The organism is Nannocystis pusilla, assembly GCF_026626665.1.
In the GTDB taxonomy this organism is placed as follows: domain Bacteria; phylum Myxococcota_A; class Polyangia; order Nannocystales; family Nannocystaceae; genus Nannocystis; species Nannocystis pusilla.
Genome location: NZ_JAPNKE010000002.1, coordinates 8,032,439 through 8,052,969, shown reverse-complemented (window position 1 = coordinate 8,052,969; position 20,531 = coordinate 8,032,439). Strand labels below are relative to the sequence as shown.

At 72.1% G+C, this 20,531-nt stretch carries 18 protein-coding genes and 1 pseudogene; 7 read left to right on the top strand and 12 right to left on the bottom strand.

The window, feature by feature from the left end; translation table 11 throughout:
• Positions 1-236: 236 nt before the first annotated feature.
• Entirely contained in the window at positions 237-1,709 is a 1,473-nt protein-coding gene (locus OV079_RS56495) for an NADH-quinone oxidoreductase subunit D-related protein (RefSeq protein ID WP_267773853.1), read from the bottom strand.
• A gap of 214 nt (positions 1,710-1,923) precedes the next feature.
• Between OV079_RS56495 and OV079_RS35410 the strand changes: the two genes are divergently transcribed.
• Together OV079_RS35410 and OV079_RS35405 are read left to right on the top strand one after the other, a co-directional pair.
• A complete protein-coding gene (locus OV079_RS35410; protein WP_267773852.1) occupies positions 1,924-2,073 on the top strand; it encodes a hypothetical protein in 150 nt (49 codons plus the stop codon).
• Positions 2,074-2,229: 156 nt separating this feature from the next.
• A complete protein-coding gene (locus OV079_RS35405; RefSeq protein WP_267773850.1) occupies positions 2,230-2,787 on the top strand; it encodes a hypothetical protein in 558 nt (185 codons plus the stop codon).
• Between the two features lie 1,120 nt (positions 2,788-3,907).
• Here OV079_RS35405 and OV079_RS60660 read toward each other — a convergent pair.
• Complete coding sequence (locus OV079_RS60660) at positions 3,908-5,179, bottom strand: hypothetical protein (RefSeq protein ID WP_267773848.1); 1,272 nt, start codon at positions 5,177-5,179, stop codon at positions 3,908-3,910.
• A 66-nt stretch (positions 5,180-5,245) separates the two neighbouring features.
• On the opposite strand from OV079_RS60660, the gene OV079_RS35395 reads away from it, so the two are divergent.
• The gene (locus tag OV079_RS35395; RefSeq protein ID WP_267773846.1) at positions 5,246-5,449 is read left to right on the top strand and encodes a hypothetical protein; all 204 of its coding nucleotides are present in this window, start codon (positions 5,246-5,248) and stop codon (positions 5,447-5,449) included.
• Between the two features lie 171 nt (positions 5,450-5,620).
• Positions 5,621-5,956 carry a hypothetical protein gene (locus OV079_RS35390; RefSeq protein WP_267773845.1) on the top strand — a complete coding sequence of 112 codons (336 nt, stop codon included), beginning with the start codon at positions 5,621-5,623 and terminating at the stop codon, positions 5,954-5,956.
• A gap of 8 nt (positions 5,957-5,964) precedes the next feature.
• On the opposite strand, the gene OV079_RS35385 is transcribed toward OV079_RS35390, so the two are convergent.
• Complete coding sequence (locus tag OV079_RS35385; protein ID WP_267773844.1) at positions 5,965-6,579, bottom strand: DUF4276 family protein; 615 nt, start codon at positions 6,577-6,579, stop codon at positions 5,965-5,967.
• Positions 6,580-6,589: 10 nt separating this feature from the next.
• Positions 6,590-7,880, bottom strand: a pseudogene (locus tag OV079_RS35380) (AAA family ATPase).
• 104 nt (positions 7,881-7,984) lie between these two features.
• On the opposite strand from OV079_RS35380, the gene OV079_RS35375 reads away from it, so the two are divergent.
• Both OV079_RS35375 and OV079_RS35370 read left to right on the top strand, forming a co-directional pair.
• Positions 7,985-8,467 (top strand): hypothetical protein, encoded by a 483-nt coding sequence (locus OV079_RS35375; RefSeq protein ID WP_267773842.1) that lies wholly within the window; start codon positions 7,985-7,987, stop codon positions 8,465-8,467.
• Positions 8,468-8,834: 367 nt separating this feature from the next.
• Positions 8,835-9,752, top strand: a complete 918-nt coding sequence (locus OV079_RS35370) for a hypothetical protein (protein ID WP_267773840.1) — start codon at positions 8,835-8,837, stop codon at positions 9,750-9,752.
• A 61-nt stretch (positions 9,753-9,813) separates the two neighbouring features.
• Here OV079_RS35370 and OV079_RS35365 read toward each other — a convergent pair whose 3' ends face one another.
• From OV079_RS35365 to OV079_RS56490, 6 genes are all read right to left on the bottom strand, one after another.
• The gene (locus tag OV079_RS35365; RefSeq protein WP_267773839.1) at positions 9,814-10,521 is read right to left on the bottom strand and encodes a hypothetical protein; all 708 of its coding nucleotides are present in this window, start codon (positions 10,519-10,521) and stop codon (positions 9,814-9,816) included.
• On the bottom strand, positions 10,464-11,036 hold the full coding sequence (locus tag OV079_RS35360) for a hypothetical protein (protein ID WP_267773837.1): 573 nt from the start codon (positions 11,034-11,036) through the stop codon (positions 10,464-10,466). Before OV079_RS35360 ends, OV079_RS35365 begins: the two co-directional genes overlap by 58 nt.
• Positions 11,037-11,310: 274 nt before the next feature.
• Positions 11,311-12,438: a hypothetical protein gene (locus OV079_RS35355; protein WP_267773835.1), complete on the bottom strand. Its 1,128-nt coding sequence runs from the start codon at positions 12,436-12,438 to the stop codon at positions 11,311-11,313.
• Positions 12,439-12,520: 82 nt separating this feature from the next.
• The gene (locus OV079_RS35350) at positions 12,521-14,056 is read right to left on the bottom strand and encodes an ATP-binding protein (protein ID WP_267773834.1); all 1,536 of its coding nucleotides are present in this window, start codon (positions 14,054-14,056) and stop codon (positions 12,521-12,523) included.
• Between the two features lie 65 nt (positions 14,057-14,121).
• Complete coding sequence (locus tag OV079_RS35345) at positions 14,122-15,039, bottom strand: adenylate/guanylate cyclase domain-containing protein (RefSeq protein WP_267773833.1); 918 nt, start codon at positions 15,037-15,039, stop codon at positions 14,122-14,124.
• Positions 14,922-16,625 (bottom strand): PAS domain-containing sensor histidine kinase, encoded by a 1,704-nt coding sequence (locus OV079_RS56490; protein ID WP_267773832.1) that lies wholly within the window; start codon positions 16,623-16,625, stop codon positions 14,922-14,924. Before OV079_RS56490 ends, OV079_RS35345 begins: the two co-directional genes overlap by 118 nt.
• 437 nt (positions 16,626-17,062) lie before the next feature.
• Here OV079_RS56490 and OV079_RS35335 point away from each other — a divergent pair, with 437 nt between their 5' ends.
• Entirely contained in the window at positions 17,063-18,082 is a 1,020-nt protein-coding gene (locus OV079_RS35335) for a hypothetical protein (protein WP_267773831.1), read from the top strand.
• On the opposite strand, the gene OV079_RS35330 is transcribed toward OV079_RS35335, so the two are convergent.
• Entirely contained in the window at positions 17,970-19,184 is a 1,215-nt protein-coding gene (locus OV079_RS35330; RefSeq protein WP_267773830.1) for a peptide-N-glycosidase F-related protein, read from the bottom strand. The two genes, OV079_RS35335 and OV079_RS35330, sit on opposite strands and share 113 nt — an antisense overlap.
• A 538-nt stretch (positions 19,185-19,722) precedes the next feature.
• A complete protein-coding gene (locus OV079_RS35325) occupies positions 19,723-20,514 on the bottom strand; it encodes a hypothetical protein (protein WP_267773828.1) in 792 nt (263 codons plus the stop codon).
• Positions 20,515-20,531 lie beyond the last annotated feature (17 nt).

Below are 20,531 nucleotides of genomic sequence, written 5' to 3'. Positions count from 1 at the left end.
GGTCCACGGCGCGCGAGCGGAGCGAGTGAGTGCGAGGTGCGGAGCGGTTCGTAGCGTGCGAGTCGAGCGAGTGAGTGAGAGCTGCGGAGGGGTCCGCAGCTCGCGATGGTTCGCGGTCGTGAGCGGACGGAGGTCGGAGCTGCGCGGCGCGTCGGGGCGAGCGGCGTCGGGTCGTATGGAGAGCGTCGGCGCAGCGCTCGATCGAGAAAAACTCGCGGTCCCACGCGGGCGAGGCTTCAGCACGCGAGGCCTCCGAGGGCGAGGTCGAGGCTGTGCGCGCACAGGTGGACGTCGGCGAGCGTGCCGCCGCGGACGGCGGTGGCCAGGGCGGGCCAGGCGAACATCGCCGGGTCCTGGGCGCGGTAGTCGAGCAGCCGGCCGGCGGCGTCGGTCTCGAGCAGGTGGACGATCGACCCGCGCGCCCCCTCGACCGCGGCGATCGCCAGATGACGCGGTGCGAGCGAAGGCAGCGCCGCGGCCGGGCGTGCGCCGGCGGCCCCGGCGATGCTGTGCAAGATCCACGCGACGGCCGCGTCGACCTCGCGCGCTCGCAGCGAGGCGCGGGCCAGGCAGTCGCCGTCGTACTCGACGAACACGTCGACCGCGTGGCGGCGGTAGAGGCGGCCGGGGAGGTCGCGCCGGAGGTCGTGCGGCAGGCCGCTGGCGCGCGCGGCCGGGCCGACGAGGCCGAGCTGGGCCGCGTCGCCGCCGGTGAGGCCGCCGACGCCGTCGAGCCGGGCCCGGACCGAGCGGGCGCCCAGCAGCATCGCGCTGCAGCGGGCGAAGGCGCCGCGGAGGCCGGTGAGGGTGGCGCGGACGTCGGCGATCCGCGCGGCGCCGATCGGCTCGCGCACGCCGCCGGGGCGCACGTGGCCGTGGCCGTGGCGGCTGCCGCACAGGCGCATGAGGAGGTCGCGGGCGAGCGCGTGCAGGCGGTCGAGGTCGGACGCGCCGGCGCCGAAGCCGATCGCGCGGGCGGTGGCGGCGAGGCTGACGAGGTGACCGGCGATCCGCTCGAGCTCGAGGCCGACGCCGCGGTGGACGTCGCCGGCGAGGTCGAGGTCGACGCCGGCGAGGCCCTCGATCGCCATCGCGTGGGCCCAGGCCCGGGCCACGCTGCCCTCGCCGCGCAGGGTCTCGATCAGCGCCGGGAGCTGGGCGACGGGTCGCGTGCAGAGCACCGCCTCGACGTCGTGCTCCGCTCCGGCCCGCAGCTCGACGCCGCGGATGTGGTCACCGCGGCAGTGCAGGCGCAGGGGGCCGTGATCGACGAGGCCGCCGAAGCCGGGATCGCGCTCCTCCGCGGTCTTGCCGGCCGGCCAGAACCACATGTCGCGCGGGTCGAGCGGGGCGTCGGCGGCTCGCGGCGGCGGGACGGCGAGCTGCAGGCCGTATGTCCTTTCGAGCAGGCGCTCGTGGGCGCCGAGCGGGCCGCGCAAGGCGGGCAGCGCCCGGTCGTGTGCGGCCCGTCCGCGCATCACCGCGAGGCCGCGCGGGCGCACCAGCGCCGCGGTCAGGACGATGCCGCGCACGTCGTCGCGGCGGCCGTGGTAGGTCAGCACGCGGGCGCCCGCGGCGGTCTCGCGGGCGAGCGCGGCGACGAAGGTGTCGCCCGGGAGCTCGGGCAGGTCGTCGACGGCGGCCACGAGCAAGGGGCGCGGGCCGCCGTCGCCGTCGCCCGGCGCCGCGGGGACCGGGCGCGACGACACGAGGCGCAGGAAGGAGCGCGCTCCCGGCTCGCCCGGCGGCTGCGACTGGGCCGAGCGCGGAGCGGTCATTCGCCCCCCGCAGGTGCAGGACGACGCCGAGGCCCTCGCACAGCGCGGCGCCGCCGAAGTACAGCGAGCGCGCGGCGGGGCGCGGCCGGGCGACGCGGGCCGCGAAGGTCCCCGCCGACGCCGCCAGCGCGAGCGAGACGAGCAGGTGCACGGACACGCCCGGCCAGCCGCGCGCGGACGGGAGGACGAGGGCGGCGAACAGACCGGAGAGGGCGACCGCGACGACGCCGTCGAGGTAGCGCGCGAGGCCGTGGTCGAGGACGTCGTCGGGGCGATCGGCGGCGACGACCCGTAGCGCGAGCAACGTGGCGGCGGCGCACACGAGGGCGACGGTCCAGCGCGGGCTGGCGGCGAGCTCGTCGAGGCCGACCTGGGTGCCGGCGAGCAGCGCGGCGACCAGCGCGAGGAGCTGCAGCGCGCCGCGGGGCGGGGCCCCGGCCCGGCGCTGCGAATGGTGGTAGAGGGCCAGCAGGCCGACGAACACGGCGAGGTCGCCGTGGAACGCGAGCGGCGAGGTCGGGCCGACGACCGGCGCGAGGGCGGCGAGGGCGAGCGCGGCGACGAGCGCCAGCAGGCCGCGGGGCCGCATCGCCGCGCCCTTGCGCAGCGCTCGCAGCAGGTCGCGCGCGGGCTGCAGCAGACGCACGCCCCGGCGCCCGCTCAGCCCGGCCTCGACCTGCGCGGCGACGCCGAGCCAGACGAGCGGCAACAGCAGGACGCCGGCTGTCTGCGACAGCGCGACGCCCCACGGCGCACCCGCCCCCGGAGCGGCGGTGATAAAGGACAGGAGTGGCGACAACGGAGCTCTCCCCGGCGCCGCGACCCGGCGCCCCGACTGGTGAGACTCGACGCAATCAAGGTAGGAGCGGGGCCGGTAACGGTCGAGTTAAGTGCGGTTCACCGGTTCACGGCCGATGCAGCGCGGCGCCAGATGAACTCGCGCTCATCGACGCGATCGACTGAAATATGTCCGAAGAGACATGTCGATCGCGCGCAGGTGTCGATGTGACAGCACGGCGCCGCTCGAGGTCGGTCGCCGCGGCGCGCGGCGTGGATGGCGGCGCGTTCACTGCCGCGGCCGGTCGGGCTGGGCAAGGAGCCGCGAGAGAGGGCCGGGGCGGGTCGGCACGCATGAATTTTACGGGATATTGTTGTCGGGAAACGACTATCTTGAATGATGCTGGCTTAACCAAAGCCGGGCCACGGGGCGGCCCGGACGCTGTTCATACTTGGCGCGCGCTCGGCGCGAGGACGGGAGGCGGGGGCGAAATCGCGCGCGGGCAGATCTCCGGGGCGCATCGGCGGGCGGGACGGTCTCGCGGCGAGACGGTTCGCGCGCTGGGGTGACGGGCGCCGTCACGGCGGGCGCGTCCGGAGGGTCCTTCGCGAGGGACAGGGCGCAGGGGGTTCGGTTTGACGGCGAGCTGCGCGGAGATTCGCTCGGCGAATGGCTCGGTGCGAATGATGGGAGCTTGCGTCTCCGAGTGGCATGATTCGACCGAGGCGAACCGCGCGGCAGGGGGCCTCGAATGCGCCGGCGGGGAGACCGGGGACGCGCGAATGGCAGAGCGCGAATGAGGAGAGCCGCGCGGGGCGCGACGCTTCGCGGGGGCACCGGCGCGCAAGTAAAGCCACGGGGGAGACAGTCCGCGATTCTTTGACGAGGTAGAATTGAAGAAGGTCTCGCGAACGGGTCGGCCGAATCATAGGACCCTCGAAAATGAGCGTCCCGCGAATGGCCGATGCGAATGCCGGGGCCTTGCGACACGAATGGTGACTCGACGGCCTCGGTCGCGACGACCCGATCGCGAGCAGCGGCCCGAGGCCGGCTCAGGCGCGTGGCTCGTGCGGGCGCGAAGGCGGACGAGCGCGAGCCGCAGCATCGAGCGCGGGCGCGGCGGCGGGGGGCCGAGCGCGAGCAGCAGCAACGCGACGTCGAGCGGTGCGTCAGCGACGGGCTCGGCGGAGGCGACCGAGCGCGACGAGCAGCAGCAGGGCGAGCGCGTCAGCGCCGGGCTCGGCGGACGAGCGCGAGCAGCAGCAGGGCGAGCGCGTCAGCGCCGGGCTCGGCGACCGAGCGCGAGCAGCAGCAGGGCGAGCGCGTCAGCGCCGGGCTCGGCGACCGAGCGCTAGCAGCAGCAGGGCGAGCGCGTCAGCGCCAGGCTTGGCGACGGACGAGCGCGAGCAGCAGCAGGAGCGTCAGCGCCGGGCTCGGCGGCGGCGGACGAGCGCGAGTCGCAGCAGGAGGGAGCCCGGGCGAGCGCCTCAGCGACGGGTTCGGCGGCGGCGGCCGAGCGCGAGCAGCAGCAGCGCGAAGCCGCCGGCCGGGCCGCTCTGCCGGCAACCGCAGCCGTCGTCGCCGCCTTGCTGACCGCCGGTGGTCGCGCTGCCCGTCGCGTCGGCGGTGGTGCCGGTGGGGCCAGGGCCCGTGCTCGCGGCGCCGGTGCTGCCGGTCGTCGCGCCGGTGGTCGGCGCGTCGCCCGTACCGTCGCTGGTGCCGGTGCCGTCGCTGGTGCCGTCGCTCGACTCGCCCTCCTCGACCAGGCCGCGCAGCGGACCGAGGCTGTCCATTCGGCCAGGACCAATGGGTCAGGTTCGGCGGGGAACAGCGCCTGCGCGTCGGCGCCGGCGCTGTTCGTGTGGTTCTCGGTGGCCAGGAACTCGAGGTAGGCGGGGGTGTTGATGACGTAGAGGAGGCGGACGCGGAGGTCGAGGAGGTCGTCCTGCCCGGGCGTGAGGTCGACGATGCGCGCCGGCGCGAACGCGTAGGTGACCTCGTCCCAGTGCGGCCAGGTCTCGTCGGGAAGCTGCGCGTAGCGGTCGCCGACCGGGTCGGTCTCGATGCCGGCCTGGAGGCCCTTGGGGATCCGGCTGTCCACCTGCCAGTAGTCGTTGAGCAGGAGGTGGTTGGTCGCGCCGGTCTGCTGGTGCACCGCGATCGCCTCGTAGGTGCGCTGCTGCGGGTCGCCCTCGAGGCCCTGGCCGGCGATCCACCGCCCCGAGCCCCAGACGGGCTCGCCCATGTAGCTCGCGGTGATCTCGAGCCACATGACGCGGCCCTCGGAGTAGCCGCTCGGCAGCTTGTGGCCGGTGTTGTTGGTGACCTTGACGCCCCAGCCGTCGATGCCCGCCTGCAGGTCGACCGACTCCGGCGCAGTGACCTCGAGCGTCGCCGCGCCCCCGAGCGAGAGGTCGATGCCCGCGAGCGCGACGTCGAAGTAGGCGTCGTCGATGTCGCCGCTGCCGGCGCTGCCGTACAGCGACTTCGAATTTCCACCATCCGCCGGTTCGCCCCGGCGAGGTCGTGGCGGCGGCCGCCGGTGGCGTGCACGATGCCCTGGCTGTTGAACTCGGCGCAGCCGGCGACGTTGTCGACCGCCGGCATGTGGCAGTCCTGGCACGACTTGAACTCGAGGCCCGGGGTCGCGTAGGCGCTGGCGAGCCACTCGCTGTAGGTGCGCTGCTCGTTGAACTTGGCGCCGGTCGGCTGGCCGTCGGCGTCGAGGCGGTCGCGCCCGGTGGTGACGTCGTGGCAGGTGCCGCAGTGCTCGGAGCGGCCCAGCAGATCGCCGACCATCCAGCTGTGCATCGGCTTGTCGCCGCCGTCGTACGACCACGGGCCCTGCTTCGGCACGTCGCCGGCGTCGCCGATGACGTCGTCGATGGTGTAGTGGGCGTCGCCCGGCGGCGTGACGCCGTCGTCGATCATGCGGTGGCACAGGTCGCAGTCGACGCCCGCGAGGTCGTCGGGGTCGAGGTCGTCGATCGCGGTGGCGTCGTCACGGCCGGCCACGAAGGCCCGCGGCGAGTGGCAGCGGACGCAGCTCGCGGTCTCGCCGGGCATGTCCTGGGCGGCGATCGCCACCCCGGCCCAGAACACCGGGTCGCGGGCGGAGTTGGCCATCATGCCGCCGGCCCAGGCGATCGGCGAGACGTTGGGCACGTCGGCGTGCTCGGGCGGGTTGGCGAAGGCGTGGCACTTGCGACAGTCGGCCGACTTCTCGAGCGGGTTCTGCAAGCTGCCAGGCTCGGTCGCGGCGCTCGCGGGCGCGGACAGCAGCGCGGCGAAGGCGAGTGAGACCGTGGGCCAGGCGCGGCGGGAGAACACCGTCATGGCGGGCATCTTATCGCGGCGTGCTCACAGCCGCAAACTGGAGGTCGCGGGAAACTCTCCGTGAGCCGCGCCCTACTCATGTCCGCTGGTTCGGGTCCGCATGGTAGCGATCGCGCGCTCGAGGTCCCGACACAGTTTGTCGAAAGAAGGCGAACGCGACCGACACAGCGCGAGGTCCATCCGTGCCGCCAATCGCGGTTGGTCTAGCGTCTCACTATAGCGGGTGCCGCGGAAGCGATCTTCGATCCACTTCTTACGCAGTCGAAGTGTCTCGGGAGACTGAGGGATTTGGCTAGCGCCGAGATCCAGGTAGTCACCGAGAGATTCCGCGGCCGCGACGAACCAGGTCTCGAACTCGAGATTGGCTACGACGCATGCGGCGGCTTGATCGCCGCTTCCGGACTGCGCGCGCGCTAGTAGGCGCGGTCCCAACTCGCAGGGGCGGTCCCCGTCGCCATCGAGGAGCACAAGCACGAGGCCGTGGGCCACCGGGCGAGCCGCGCGCAATTTGTTGGCAGCGACTCCTGCGAAACGTTGAAGCTCGCCGTCTCGGACCAGGCGCGTCCGCGGCTGACGGAGCGGCTGAGCGACCTCGACGTGGTACAGACTGAAGAGTTCGCTGCATATTCGTCGAACTAACGGCGGCAGAGCGAGGACTTCGCCATGGCCCTCGACGATCGACTGCACGCGCAACATGCTATGCGTCGTCCTCGTCCTCGGTCGCGAGGTTCGCACCGTCGAAGTCGAGTTGATTCCACCGGATCGCCGCTTGTCTCTGTGCGTCCACAGGATCGGGCTCGAGCTGGTCCATGCGTAGCAGCTCACCTGCCGTCGACAAGTGCTGCCGTAAGGACTCGCGGCTGCCGGGATCGGCCGGCGCGACCACCGTCCGGTTACCCGAAGCATGGACGACGAGGAGGGTGTCCTCTTCGATTCAGAAGCCTGTCGAGGATTTCGGGGCTATGACTCGTCAGCACCACCTGTGTGTGAGCTGACGCCTCTCGCAGAGCGTCGACCAGCGCGCCGGCCGCGGCCGGATGCAGGGCAGTCTCGGCTTCTTCGATGCCGACGAGGCGAACGGGACGCTTGCGGCCGAACAATTGCACCGCTGCGACTAGAATCCCAAGCGCCCTTAGGGTGCCATCGGACATATTGAGTGCCTCGAATGTCCAGGGGTGGCTCGCGCCCTTGACCGCCTGGCTGAATTGCAGAGTCTCGTAACCGCCGTGGGTGATCCTTTCAACCTTGCGAACGCCTGGGACGATGGTGGCGAGGTACTCCTCGATGCGCTGAAGGGCAGCGGGCTCTTCCTGTTGCAGCCGAGCGATGACACTGGGCAAGTTGCGGCCATCTCGAGCCAACAATTCGCCGTGCTCTGGTGTCTGTAGCCGGCGCATCTCCTCGGGGTTGAGGCTGTAAAACCCCATCGCCGCGAGGCCGTCGAAGAGTTCGCGGAATGCGGGGAAACCGGCGGCAATCGGCAAATAGAGACGATCGTCTTGTGCTGGGGGAGCCGGCGATACCGACGCCTCGAACAGGGTCTTGAGGTCGTCGCCCTTACCCGTACGCACGATCCGGTACGACGCGAGTGGTGAACCGTTCCCTTCGCGGATGATGGCTTCCTCGCGGCGGACCACGAAACCACCAAGCCGTCGGGCCGCGACGGCGAAGCGATAGATAGCCGAGCGGCCCGCCGGCAGCGCCAGCTCGAATCGCATGGCGAAGTTCCGCGGATGACCCGTGCTCTTGCGGCGAACGGCTGCAATGCCGCCCCGGCTGTTGAAGGCTTGCTGCAACGAGTGCTGCAGGGCCTCGGTGAGAAAACGCAAGGCGTCGAGGAAATTGCTTTTACCGGCCCCATTGCGGCCGACCAGCACGGTCAGAGGCCGAAGCACGACGTCGCACTGTTCGATGCTCCGGTAGTTGCGCAGGGTGACCCGGGTGACGAACGGGACCGGCGCGCTGGTGGGGAAGAGGGACTCCTGCATGCCGCGAGCCTGAGTTTATGCGCGGCACCGACGAGGCTGCAACGACGAAGCGAGGAGGAGCCGAAAGGAGACGTCCGGGGCGGGGGCGGCTATGCTCCGGCCGCATGCCTCGCGCGCGCGACGCTCTCCTCGCGGCGGTGCTGATCGCCGCCTGTACGCCGGCCCCCGACGGGCGCTCGGCCTCGCCGACGGCGTCGGGCGCCGCGCCGGCGCCGGCGAGCCCGGCGAGCCCGCCCGCGGGGCGCACGGCCAACAACGACGCGCGCGGGTTCGCCAACCAGCCCGACTACGACGGCGAGGCGGCGGCCCTCAAGGTGGCGGTCGCGTCGCGCCTGCCCGACCCGCTGCCCGCCGACCGCAAGCAGGCCTGCGCCGCGATGTTCACGGCCGCCGACGCGCTCTACCGCGACATCGACCCCGCGGGCGCGGCCCTGAAGCTGCTGCAGGCCAGCCGCGCGGCCGACCAGAGCGCCTGCGAGCGCGAGACCAGCCCGCGCGCGGCCGCCTGCGTGACGGTGCTGCTCGGCGACCGCAACGCCGAGCTGCCGTGGCTGCTCGACCAGTGCTCGCGGGCGTTCCCGGACTGATCGGACATGTTCCCTCGGACATTCTCCTGAGGACATGTTTGAAAAGGCATGTCGTTTCGGACATGCCTCTTCGACCTCACCCTCGCGCCGGCGTGAGCTCGTAGGCGAGCTTTCGCTCCGCGCCGAACCGCACCTGCTCGCGCAGCCGCAAGCCGTGGTCTCGGCGGCACGCTCTGCGTGCGCGTGAGGCCGCCGTTCGAGCCGAGATCGATCGGGGACCGCGGGTCTCCCGGAGCGCGGAGGCCGGGGCGACCGCGAGGATGCGTGCGCCCGGGCGTTCGTGTCGCGGGCTCCCTCACACGGTCGCGTACGGCGGCGAATTTCGCCTCGTAGGCGTTGGCACGTCCCGTGCTCAGGGCCGGCCGTCATGCTGTCCCGCACCCTGCTCCCGCTCCACGCGCTCGTCCTCGTCTCCGCGATCCTCGCGCCCGCTTGCAAGCCCGAGGAGGGGGCCGCGACCGACACCGACGCGACCGACTCGGCTGCGACCGACACCGACGCGACCGACACCGACGCGACCGACACCGCCGCGACGCAGCCGACCACCAGCGCGACCGACACCGCCGCGACCGACACCGCCGCGACCGACACGGACTCGACCGCGACCGACACCGATACGGACACCGGCGGTGAGGCCTGCGTCCCGCGCGATCCGGTCGTCACCGCCGAGGTCGGCATCGACTTCGGCGCCTGGCCGGTCATGGACGGCGAGCCGGAGACGATCCAGGTCGCGGCCGCCTGCATCGTCCAGACCGCGACCAACGTGGAGGGGAAGGTCGAGGTCGCCCTCCTCTGCAGCCAGGGCGATCTGCTCGACGTCGCCGTCACGCTCTTCGTCACCGCCCCGGCCGACTTCGCCATCGACATCCAGGACGGCCAGACGGTCGCGCTCGACGCCTACTGGCAGGGCGAGGGTCACCACATCGGCGAGGGCGAGTGGTTCGTCCTCAAGGCCGCCCTCACCGATGAGGTCTTGCTCGCCGGCGTCGCCCACGACAGCAACTTCGGGGTCAACGAGGTGTTCGGCGCGCTCACGGTCGACACGGTCGAGGGTATGTGCCCGCTGCCGTGCGGCAACGAGTGCTTCGACACCCTCGACCCCGAGCGGATCGCCTTCCGGTTCGTGCACGACGAGGGCCCCTCGATCGAGCTCGTCGACGGCACGCGCGGCGAGTTCCTCGCCCAGGGCCGCAAGTTCGACGCGGTGGTCTCGACCGCCGAGAAGTACTACTGCCTGAACTGCTGGAGCTGGTACGTGTGGGTCATCGGCTCCGTCCCGGCCTGAGGCCGGGGCTTTCGTGAGACCTGGCCCCGAGGCCAGGTCGGGTCCCACGTCGAGCGGCCGGTCAGCCCGGCGGTTCGAACTCGTCGCAGGCGGTGTCGATGACGCCGACGGCCTCGGCGAAGAACGGGGTGTAGTCGGCCGCGCAGACGCTGCCGATCACCCCGTTTGAAAACATGTCGACGAAGCTCTGCAGGCGCGGGGAGGCCTCGGCGCCCATGCCGTCGCCGCCGTTCGGGTCGCCGCCGGGCGGGCAGAGGCCCATCGGCAGGTTGCTGTCGCCGACCAGGCCGAGCACCACCGCCGACTTCTCCTCGCCGCCCTTGGCGGCGACGACGGCCTGGAACCACTCGGCCGGCTCGCCGGGCGAGCCCTTGCCGTCGTCGGCCATGTCGTCCTCCTCGTCGGTGATGAACACGAGCACGAGCAGCGCGTCGTCGCGGAGGAAGCCCTCGTCGCAGCCGCCGGGGGCGTTCTGCGGGTCGCCGAGCGCAGAGGTGGCGGACAGCATGACCTTCTCGTCGCCGCTGCCGTAGGTGCCGACGTTGGCGATGCACTCGAACGTCTGGGCCAGGTCGGGCTGGCTCTCCGTCATGTAGCGCTTCATGTCGGCGAGCATGCAGTGCTTGCCGGTGGCGTCGAACTCCTTGCCGGTGCCGTACTCGTAGTTGCACTGCGACAGCGGCAGGTCGTTGCAGTCGAAGCCGTTGCAGGTCATGCCCGAGCCGCCGCAGGCGTTCTCGCAGCAGACGGGGGCGGGGTGCAGTTGCACGAGCCGTTGGTGCACGTGCTGCTGAGGCCGGTGTTCATGCCGTTGTCGGTCGAGACCGCCATGATGTGGTAGTCCTTGGCCGACAGCGTATTGGTGATCGTGTCGATGAAGCCGGGGAACGAGGCGATCAGGTTGGCCTGCTCGTCGGCCATCGAGCCCGAGTTGTCGACCACGAACAAGAAGTCGATCTTCTTGCAGCCGGCCGCCAGCGGGTCGTCCTCGCCGGTGGTGCCCTGCGGCTGCTCGCCGAGGTCGAGCTTGGGCAGGCCGGGCGGCGCGCTGTCGGTGGTGGTGCCGGCGCTCGCATCGCCGGAGGTGGTGGTCGGGACGGCCGTCGAATCGCCGCTCGGGGCGTCCTGTCCGGTCGTCGTCCCCGGCGCCTGACCGGTGAGTCCGGTGGCGCCGGTGATCCCGGTGGCGGTGGCGGGGCTAGGTCCGCCGCTGTCGCCGCAACCGGCGACGACGGCGAGCCCGAGGAGTGATTCGACGGCGAATCGTGCAGGGCGGCGTATCATCGCCGGCAGCATCGCTCACTCCATGACCGCGGCGAAAGGCGTCCCGGCTATGACGATTCGTGTGCGCCGTCACGGGTGATTGTCCAGAGATTGCGCGGTGCGGCGGGCGCATCGCCGGATGTCTCTCCGGACATCTACTGTGATTTCACGAACGAGCGGCCCGGGGCACGACGTTTCACGGATACGCGCGCCGGCGGCCGAGACGCCGCGCGGGGCGGCCGCCGGGGTGAATGCGGGCGCTTCGAGGTTTCGCCGGGAATGGCAGCACCGCGCGTCAGCCGACCGGTTCGAACACGTCGCAGGCGAAGTCGATCACCCCGACCGCCTCGGTGAAGAAGGGCGTGTAGTCGGTGGCGCAGACGCTGCCGATCACCCCGTTTTCGAACCGTTCGACGAACTCCTGCAGCCGCGGCGACGACTCGGCCCCGGTGCCGTCCATGTTCGGGCCGCCGCCGGCCGGGCACAGGCCGCCCATGAGGTTGCCGTCGCCGACCAGGCCGAGCACCACCACCGCGTCGGTGTCGCCGTGCTTGGCGGCGATCAGCTGCTCGTGCCACTCCTTGGGCAGGCCGGGCGTGCCCTCGCCCTCGATCGCGTTGTCGTCCTCCTCGTCGGTGATGATGATGACCACGAGGATCGCGTCGTCGCGCAAAAAGCCCTCGTCGCACCCGCCGGGCCCGTTGAGCGGGTCGCTGACGGCCTCGAGGGTCGCCAGCACCGGCTTCTCGGCGCCGCTGCCGTGGGTGCCGATGTTGGCGACGCACTCGAAGGTGCCGGCGAGGTCGGGCTGGTCGGCCTTCATGAAGCGGCGCCCGTCGGCGAGGTCGCAGCGCTGGCCGACGGCGTTGTAGATGTTGCCGCGCCCGTAGACCTGGTCGCAGTCGGAGATCGGCAGGGCGTCGCAGGCGAAGCCGTTGCAGTCCTTGCCGAACAGCTCGCAGGTCTTCTGGCAGCAGATCGGCGCCGGCATGCAGGCGCACGAGGTTGCGTTGCACTTGGTGCTGAGGCCGGCGGCCTGGCCGTCGTCGGTCGGGACCGCCATGATGTGATAGTCCTGGGCCGCGATCGTCTGGGTGATGGTGGCGATGAAGCCGGGGAACGAGGCGATCAGGTTGGCCTGCTCGTCGGCCATCGAGCCCGAGTTGTCGATGACGAACAAGAAGTCGGCCTTGGCGCAGCCGGCCGCCGCCGGGTCGTCCGGCCTGCCGCCGTCGGACGGGGGCAGGTCGAGCTTGCCGACGACGCCGGGGTCCGGCACGTCGATGCCGCCCGTGGAGTCGTCGCTCGTCATCAGCACGACGCCGCCGGAGGTCCCGTCGCTGCCGCCGTGAGAGCTCTGGTTTTCGCACGCCGTCCCGGCGGTCCACAGCGCGACCGTCGTCGCGAACACGAAGCGATGCATGCATTTCTATATGCGCCCGATCGCCTGGACCATCGTCCGGGCGGTGGGGCCCGTCACACTCGAAGCGCGCGGCGATTCATCGCTACGATGATATGAGCCGAGTCCGCTCGACCGACAGCGCGGCCTTCACTCTGGCGAATTCGCGGGCCACGGCCGCGAGTTCGTCGCTCGCGGGCTGCTCCGCGCGGGCGGCGGCATAGAGCGACTGACAGCGTTCGGCGAGCAGTCGCGCGCCGAACCCGGCCGAGCTGCCCTTGAGCCGGTGCGCCAATTGAGCGACTCGCGCGATCTCCCGGCGCGCGGCGGCCTCTTGCAGGGCCTCGAGGTCGCCCTCGGCCTCGCGCAGGTACACGTCGATGAGGCCGGGCACGAAGGCGGGGTCGTCGGCGGTGACGTAGCCGCGGATCACCGCCAGCTCGACGGGCTGCATGCGCTCGGCGGCGACGCGGGCGATCGTGGCGCGCAGGGTCTCGAGCTTGACCGGCTTGATCAGGATCGCGTCGATGCCGGCGTCCTTGCAGCGGCCGAGCACGTCGATCTCGGTGTGGCCGGTGAGGGCGATCAGGGCGACGTCGCCGCGGACGTCGCGGATCTGCCGCGCCGCCCCGGGGCCGTCGAGCTCGGGCAGCTGGACGTCGAGGATGACCGCCACGTAGGGCCGCGCCAGCGCGCTGGCGACCGCGGCCGCGCCGTCGGCCACGCCGTCGACCGCGTAGCCGCTGCGCCGCAGGGCGGTGACCAGCAGCTCGCGACCGGCGCCGTCGTCGTCGGCGACCAGGACGCGCGGGCGGGTGTCGGCCTCGGCGGTCGGCTCGGCCGCGGGCGCGACGAGGAGCGGCATCGTCACCTCGAAGCGGAAGGTGGTGCCGACGCCGGGGTCGCTGTCGACGTCGAGGCGGCCGCCGAGCGCGTCGACCAGCTGTTTGCTGATCGACAGGCCGAGGCCGGTGCCCTCGACGCTGAGGTCGCCGACGCGGGAGAAGTCGCGGAACAGCCTGCTCATGGCCTCGGGGCCGATGCCGACGCCGGTGTCGCTGACCTCGACCTGCAGGCGCGCGACGTCGTGTTCGACCCGCGCCGAGGCGCGCAGCTCGACGTGGCCCTGGCGCGTGAACTTGATCGAGTTGCCGATCAGGTTGATGACGATCTGGCGCAGCCGCAGGCGATCGCCGCGCAGCCGCGCCGGCAGGTCCGGGGCCAGCGCGGACCGCAGCTCGAGCCCGCGCTTGTGCGCGCTCGGGCCGAGCAGGTCGACGAGCTGCTCGAGCGTGGCCCGCGGCGAGAAGTCGTCGGTCCGCAGCGACGGCCGCTTGCCCTCGATCTGCGCGGTGTCGACCAGACCGTCGATCAGCAGCAGCAGGTCCTCGCTCGAGCCGCGCAGCGTGCTGAGGTGCTGCCGGCGCTGCTCTGTCGGCAGGCCGTGGTCGTCGAGCAGCGCCAGCAGGCTCATGATCGCCTGCATCGGCGTGCGCAGCTCGTGGCTGACGTGCGCGACCATGCGCGCGCGCAGCTCGGCGGTCGCGTGGGCGGCCTCGCTGCGCTCGCGCAGGGCCCGGTTGTCTTCTGTCAATCGAGCGAGCTCGGCGCGGTCGGTGGCGACGCGGCGCCGGTTGCTCACGACAGTCGCGATGAGAGCGACCGAGAGCGCGACGACGACGACGGTCAGGACGACCGTCGCGGCCGTCAATTCGGGCCCCCGACGACGACGAAGAGCTCGGTCTCTCCTTTGCCCTTGATCTCGCTGACGCCGATGCTCTCGGTCTTGTAGTCGGGCTCGACCTGCCGCCGCGCCGCCGCGCTGACGCACACCTGGCCGACGCGGGCGTTTTGTTCGATGCGCTGGGCGGTGTTCACGGTGTCGCCCCAGATGTCGAAGATGTACTGCCGCGTGCCGACCACGCCGCCGACGACCGGGCCGACGTGGACGCCGATGCGCAGGTTCCACCGGGTCGGCAGCTCGGCGCTGGCCGCCAGGATCGCGCGGCCGAATTGCACGCAGCGCAGGGCGGGGCGCTCGTCGTCGGCGTCGAACAGGCCGGCGGCGCCCATGAAGGAGTCGCCGATCGTCTTGATCTTCTGCACCCCGAACTCGAGCGCGAGCTGCTCGAAGCGGGTGAACAGGTCCTGCAGGCTGATCAGCACCTCCTCCGGGCTGTGGCGGTCGCAATAGGCGGTGAAGCCGACGATGTCGGCGAACACCACCGCGACGTTGTCGAGCCGGCGCGGGGCGATCGTGCCGGACGACTGCAGCTCGTCGGCGATCGGGTCGGGCAGGAGCACGCGCAGCAGGTCGTTGGCGCGGCGGCCCTCGGCGGCCAGCTGGACCAGGTGGTGGCGGGCCTTGTCGCGCAGGAACTTCTTCTCGAGGCAGGCGCCGAGGCGGGCCCGCAGCAGCGCCGGGCTGACCGGCTTGGGCAGGAAGTCCTCGGCGCCGCGCTCGATGCAGGCGGCCACGCTCGAGGTCTCCTCGACCGCGGAGATCATCAGCACGCTGAGCCGCTCGAGCGCGCCCTTCTCGCGCAGCTCCTCGAGCACGGCGATGCCGTCGCTGTCGGGCAGCAAGACGTCGAGCAGGATGACGTCGAACTCCTGCTGCCACACCAGGTCGAGCGCCTCGCTGGCGGTGCCGGCGACCTCGACCGTGTTGCCGGCCTGCCGCAGTGGTGGGCCAGCAATTCGCGGCTGGTCGGGCTGTCGTCGACCACCAGGACCGAGCCGGTGCGGCGCTCGGGCTCGGCCGTGGTCGCGTCGGCGTCGGGGATGGCGAGCCGGGCCAGCCGCGCCGACGCCTCGAACGAGTTCTTCCACCCGCCGCCGCTCATCGACGCGGCCGCCTGGGTCTCGCCCAGCTGATTGACGAGGGTCGTCTGCTGCGAGCCGGGCGCGACGCCGCCTAGCACCGTGAAGAACACGGTCGCGGTGTTGCCGGTGGTGTTGCCGGCCGACATGCGCCCGCCGAGCGACAGCACCAGGAGGCGGCAGATCGCCAGGTCGAGCCGGCCGCCCTGGCTGCGCGCGCCGCTGGTCAGCGGGTCGAAGTCGATGGAGGCGGTGGTGTCGGTCAGCGGATAGCCGGTGTCGCGGACCGAGAACAGCAGCTGGTGTGATGATTTGTCCCCGGGGACAGGTTCGACCGCGATCCGGATCTCCCCGCCCGGCGCGCGCGCGATCGCGTTCTGCCCGAGCAGCCCGAGGATCTGCCGGATCTGCGCCTCGCGCCCGTAGAAGGTCGTCGGCACGCCCTGCTCGACGTAGTGGCGCACCACGACCCCGGCGCGCCCGGCCTGGATCGACAGCGCCTCGGCGGCCTCGCGCAGCAGCGCGGCCGGGTGGAACACGCGGGCCCCCTCGGCGCTGCCGCCGATGCGGCCGATGTCGAGGAGGCTCTGGACGACGCGCTCCATCTGCTCGCCGGCGCCGCCGATCTTGCGGGCCATGGCGGCGATGTCGGCCTCGGGCGGGGCGTCGGCGAGGGCGCGGGAGGCCCGCGACAGCTGGCCCAGCGGGTCGCGCAATTCGGTGGCCACGAGCGCCATGAATTCGTTGCGGGCGCGCAGGATCTCCTCGGCGATCCGGACCGCGTCGTCGAGCTGGCGCCGGCGCATCCGATCCTCGCGGATGTCGGTCAGGACGCAGACGAAGCCGCGGTGGGCCGGCACGATCGCCACCGCCACCGGCACGACCGCGCCGTCGCGGCGGCGCAGCTCGTGCTCGTGGGTGTGCGGCATGTCGATGCTGCTCTTGACCGCCGAGGTCGCGAACGGGTTCTCGAGCCCGACCGCCTGCATGATCGACTTGCCGACCAGGGCGCTGGCCGGCTGGCCGGTGAGCTCGCACAGCTTGCGGTTGACGGTGCGGACCAGGCCGCGGTCGTCGACGAGCAGCACCGCGTGGCTCAGCGCCTCGAGCATGTCGCCGACCTGGCGCTGCGTCATGCTCGACTTCACCAGCGCCTGCATCGTGCGCAGGCTGGCGCGCGCGGCCAGGTAGACGAAGATCCCACCGCCGAGGAAGATGACGCCCGCCAGCGCCACCACCGCTTCCTGCCAGCCGAGCAGGACCACGACCGCGGTGGCGACGTAGGCGGCGATGAAGACGAGGATCAGGGAGAGCAGGACCCGCCACGGGCCCGAGTGAGGTGTGACCTGACGCAGCCGCAGCAGCGCCAGGGTTTGCCTCGCCCCCATCGCCAGGACCCCAGCGCCGAGCGCGATCAAGGCAGCGGTCGCTGCGTGGAACGGCGTCATTATCCTACTGCGAGCTTGCGCGAAGCGGCTCCGGCGCTCAAGGGCCCAGGCGCCGATGGACAGGCGTCCGCGGCGCCTGGCGAGAGGAAAGCTGCTTCGTCGATCACGCTGCCCGTGAAGCGTCGCGGCGTGCGGGCCGACCGACGTTCACGGCGGCGTTCTGTCGCCATCGTCGGCGCGCTTTGGCCCGTGAACGTCGGACTGCGCACGTCGTGTGTCGGTGCGCGTTGCCGCGCCGCGAAGGCCGCCCCATAGACCCGGGCATGGCCAGGTTTCCGCAGCGCGTCCCGCGAGGGCGACCGCGCCCCGTGCGAGCGGTGGAGCGCAGCCGGATCCGGGCCCATGCACGCGCTGCGGTCGCGGCCGAGACGGCGCTCATGCGGCGGTGGTTCGGCGCCTCGAGCTTCGACGAGCGCGAGCGCAGCATCGCCAGCGTCGCCGCGGAGCAGGAGATCCCCGCCTACGCGGCGCAGCTCGAGGAGGAGTACCGCTACGACGGCGTGTGGGAGATGCGCTGCCCCGGCTTCCTGCGCATCGGCGAGGTCGCCGCGCTGCCCGACCGCGCGCTGCTCGGCTGGCTCGATCGCCTGAGCGGGCTGCGCTTGCCCAGGACCCTGGCGATCCTCGACGAGGCGCCCGAGTTCGCGTCGGCGTGGCAGCTGGCGCTGCGCGTGTACATGACGCAGACCCTCGCCGAGGCCGACCAGGACCTGCTCGGCCTGCTCGCCGTCGAGGTGTGGAAGCGCCGGCGGCCCGACCGCCCCTGCCTCGAGGTCCTGCTCGACGAGGAGTTCGCGGCCCACGTCGCCTGCCTGACCGACGCCGGCAACCTCGGCCGCTACCTCGCCTTCGTGCGCCGGGTGTTCCCGCTGCTGCAGGGCGACAACTTCGACGACGCGACTCTCGGGGCGAGAGCGCCAGTCACCTCGTGCTGTGCGTGGCGCGCCTGGCCAAGCTGTCGCTGCGCGCCGCCTTCGCCTCGCCGGCGCAGGCGAGCGACGGCATGGCCGAGGCGCTGCGCTGGTACGACCGCCTGCCCGTCCGTCGCGGCGACCTCCGCGGCCCGTTCGCGCGGATCCTCGCCGAGGGGCTCGAGGCGCTCGGCCGCGCCGACGAGGCCGAGCGGCTGCGCCGCCGCGCCGAGGCGAGGTGAATCACGGGACATGTCCGTGTTGACATGTCCTGAAGGGCATTGCCGTTCGGACATGCCTGATCAGCCAGGATCGAACGCCGTCGACGCCGCTGCCGTCGAGCCCGGCGCGGGCCTCGATGGTCGAACACGACTCACGGGCCGTAGGCGTAGAGCGCGGCGGACACCGTCCAGGTGCCGCCCTCGACCACGTCGTCGATGGCGAACTGGAACTCGTGGTCGGCGCCGGGCTGCAGCGCCGAGGTGACGGGCCCGCGCAGGGGGGCGACGAGGTCGCCCGGGCACCAGTTGGCGCGGGCGGCCATGACCGAGGCGGTCGCGCCGCAGGGGTTCTCGGCGCAGAACTTGGCGGGGCCGACCGGGAGCGGGTTGTCGGTGATCGTGCACAGCTCGCCGCAGTCGGTGCGCCAGGCGTCGAACGAGGTGACGACCTCGCCGTCGAAGCTGATGTGGTGCCGGCGCTTGCAGAACTCCTCGGCCGGGCCGATGCAGTCGCCGAGGTTGTCGGCCGCGCCGCCGTGGCCGCTGACCGTGTAGACCAGCTCCGCCTTCTTCACGCCCTCGGGCAGGCTGAACGGCACCGTGGTGGTCGCGCCGTCGACCCCGACGTCGCCGCTGAACAGCGAGATCGCCGCGAGCACCTCGCGCGGGGCCGGGCCCGGCTCGCCGTCGATGCGCACGCTGAGGTGCCAGCCGCCCGCCGAGCCGCTGACCTGGCCGGCGCCGTCGGCCCACGAGTTGATGTACGAGCGCAGGACGTGCTCGCCGGGGTGGGCGTTGGCGTAGTCGGTGATGTCGGCCTCGAGGTGGGCCGGGCCGCCGAACGGGGTGATCGAGCGCAGCAGCTCGAAGCCCGGCGGGTCGCCAGGATCGCCGCCCGGGTCGCTGATGAAGCCCATGGTCCGGTCGAAGGCGTCGCACGAGGCGGGCCAGTTCTGCCCCGGCGGCGGCGGGCTCTCCTGCCACTTGTCCCAGGGGTAACAGTCGGTGTCGAGGTCGACGACCAGGGTGACCTTTGAAAAGGGGGCCGCGCCGAGGTCGAAGGCGACGTCCTGGTGCTGGGTGTTCCAGCCGTCCATGCCGCTGATCCACGCGTTGTCGAGCACCTGAAGGCTGAACGGCTCGCGCTGGACAGGCTCGCCGGTGGTGGTGCCGGTCGGCGCTCCACTGGTCGGCGCGGTGGTCCCGGTCTCGTCGGTGCTCGCAGTGGTGCCGCCGCCGGTGGTGGTCGTGGGGCCGCCGGTGGTGGTGGTCGTCGCGGCGGTGGTCTCGCCGCCGCTCGACGGACAGGCGGCCAGCAGCAAGAGACAGCCATAAACGGACAGGTACTTGGGGGCGGCAGCGAACATGCCTCGGGAGTAGACCGATGCCGCCGCGCCCGCGCAAGCGGCCGGGGGACACAGGCCCCGCAGAGCGGCGTCACGCGCGAGTGAGCGAAGCCCCGGAAGCGACGTGCGCGGTGCATCGCCCGGGCAGATCGATCGCATCACCTCGCCCGCGAGAGGAGTCGATCGCGTCGGGCGCGGGGTCGCTCACAGATGTGTCCGAAGGGACATGTTTTGACCGGGGTCGGGACAGGCGAGGGCCGTGAGGGTGCGCATGTCCGCGAGGAGGCGCCGAGGCAATGACCTGACCCGAGAGACAGGCGGTTCAGGCGCGGCGATCTCCAAGGCTCTAAGGACTGGACCGCTCAACTCAAGCGGCCCCGGGTAGCCGTCGCTATTCCGGGCCGAGTGAGGCGATGTTCGCCGAGGAGTGATGACGTGGCCCGAGAGACAGGTCGACAGCGCGACGCGGCGGAAGAGCGGCGGCGAAGACAGGCGCCGAGAGGATGACATGACCCGAGAGACAGGTCGGCACGGCGTCGTGGCCTGCATGTCCGAAAGGTCAGCCGAGGAGGGTGCGGCGGAGCAGGCGGACGACCGTGGGGGTGGTGAGGGCGAGGGCGACGACCGACAGGACGGCCGCGGGCAGGATGTAGAGGTCGGCGTTGGCGAGCTCCGCGGGCAGCGGCGCGGTGCCGGCGGGGGCGAAGCCGGCGAGGCCCAGCAGCGCGAGGCTGGCCTCGGCGGGCAGCACCAGCGGCACGACGTGGGCGGCGACGACGAGGCTGGTGGCCCACAGCAGCAGCAGGGCGACGGCCCGGCCGGCGCACAGGAGCAGCAAGCTGAAGGTCAAGGCGATCATCGAGCCGCGGGCCCAGCCGGCGGCGTGGACGGAGTGCTCGGTGATGTGGTCGAGGAGGCCGGCGAGGGCCCCGGCAGCGTAGGCGGACCAGCGGAGGGTGCGGGTCTGGGCCGCGGTGAAGCCGGCCCACAGGTTCGGCAACCAGCGAAGCTGCGAGGGCGCCCGCTCGAACCGCTCGACCAGGTCGGACGAGGCCAGGAGCACGAGGGCGGCCAGCGGCAGCAGGCCGAGCGTCTCCCAGTCGACCTCGCCGAAGCGCAGGTGCGGCCACTGCTGGACCAGGGCGCCGATGCAGGTGGCGACCGCGGCGGCCCGCGCGGCGTAGAAGCGGACGGCGAACGCCAGAGTGGCGAGCACGTAGACCGCCATGTTGGGCCAGTCGACCGGCAACGGCCGCACCAGCTCGAAGGTGATGATCCCGAGGCCGCCGAGGATGCAGACGAGCTCGCGCGGGGTGCGACGGAAGATCCACTCACGGTCGAAGAAGGTCATGCGGGGGCCTCGGGGGA

Excerpts from the sequence above, each read along its gene's own strand:
- OV079_RS35370 (WP_267773840.1), top strand. The coding sequence starts at position 8,835 with ATGCTGTCCCGCACCCTGCTCCCGCTCCACGCGCTCGTCCTCGTCTCC.
- OV079_RS35335 (WP_267773831.1), top strand. The coding sequence starts at position 17,063 with ATGCGGCGGTGGTTCGGCGCCTCGAGCTTCGACGAGCGCGAGCGCAGC.
- OV079_RS35325 (WP_267773828.1), bottom strand. The coding sequence starts at position 20,514 with ATGACCTTCTTCGACCGTGAGTGGATCTTCCGTCGCACCCCGCGCGAG.
- OV079_RS35355 (WP_267773835.1), bottom strand. The coding sequence starts at position 12,438 with ATGCATCGCTTCGTGTTCGCGACGACGGTCGCGCTGTGGACCGCCGGG.
- OV079_RS35405 (WP_267773850.1), top strand. The coding sequence starts at position 2,230 with ATGGTGGTAGAGGGCCAGCAGGCCGACGAACACGGCGAGGTCGCCGTG.
- OV079_RS56490 (WP_267773832.1), bottom strand. The coding sequence starts at position 16,625 with ATGGGGGCGAGGCAAACCCTGGCGCTGCTGCGGCTGCGTCAGGTCACA.
- OV079_RS35390 (WP_267773845.1), top strand. The coding sequence starts at position 5,621 with ATGTCCTGGGCGGCGATCGCCACCCCGGCCCAGAACACCGGGTCGCGG.
- OV079_RS35375 (WP_267773842.1), top strand. The coding sequence starts at position 7,985 with ATGCCTCGCGCGCGCGACGCTCTCCTCGCGGCGGTGCTGATCGCCGCC.
- OV079_RS35360 (WP_267773837.1), bottom strand. The coding sequence starts at position 11,036 with ATGATACGCCGCCCTGCACGATTCGCCGTCGAATCACTCCTCGGGCTC.
- OV079_RS35330 (WP_267773830.1), bottom strand. The coding sequence starts at position 19,184 with ATGTTCGCTGCCGCCCCCAAGTACCTGTCCGTTTATGGCTGTCTCTTG.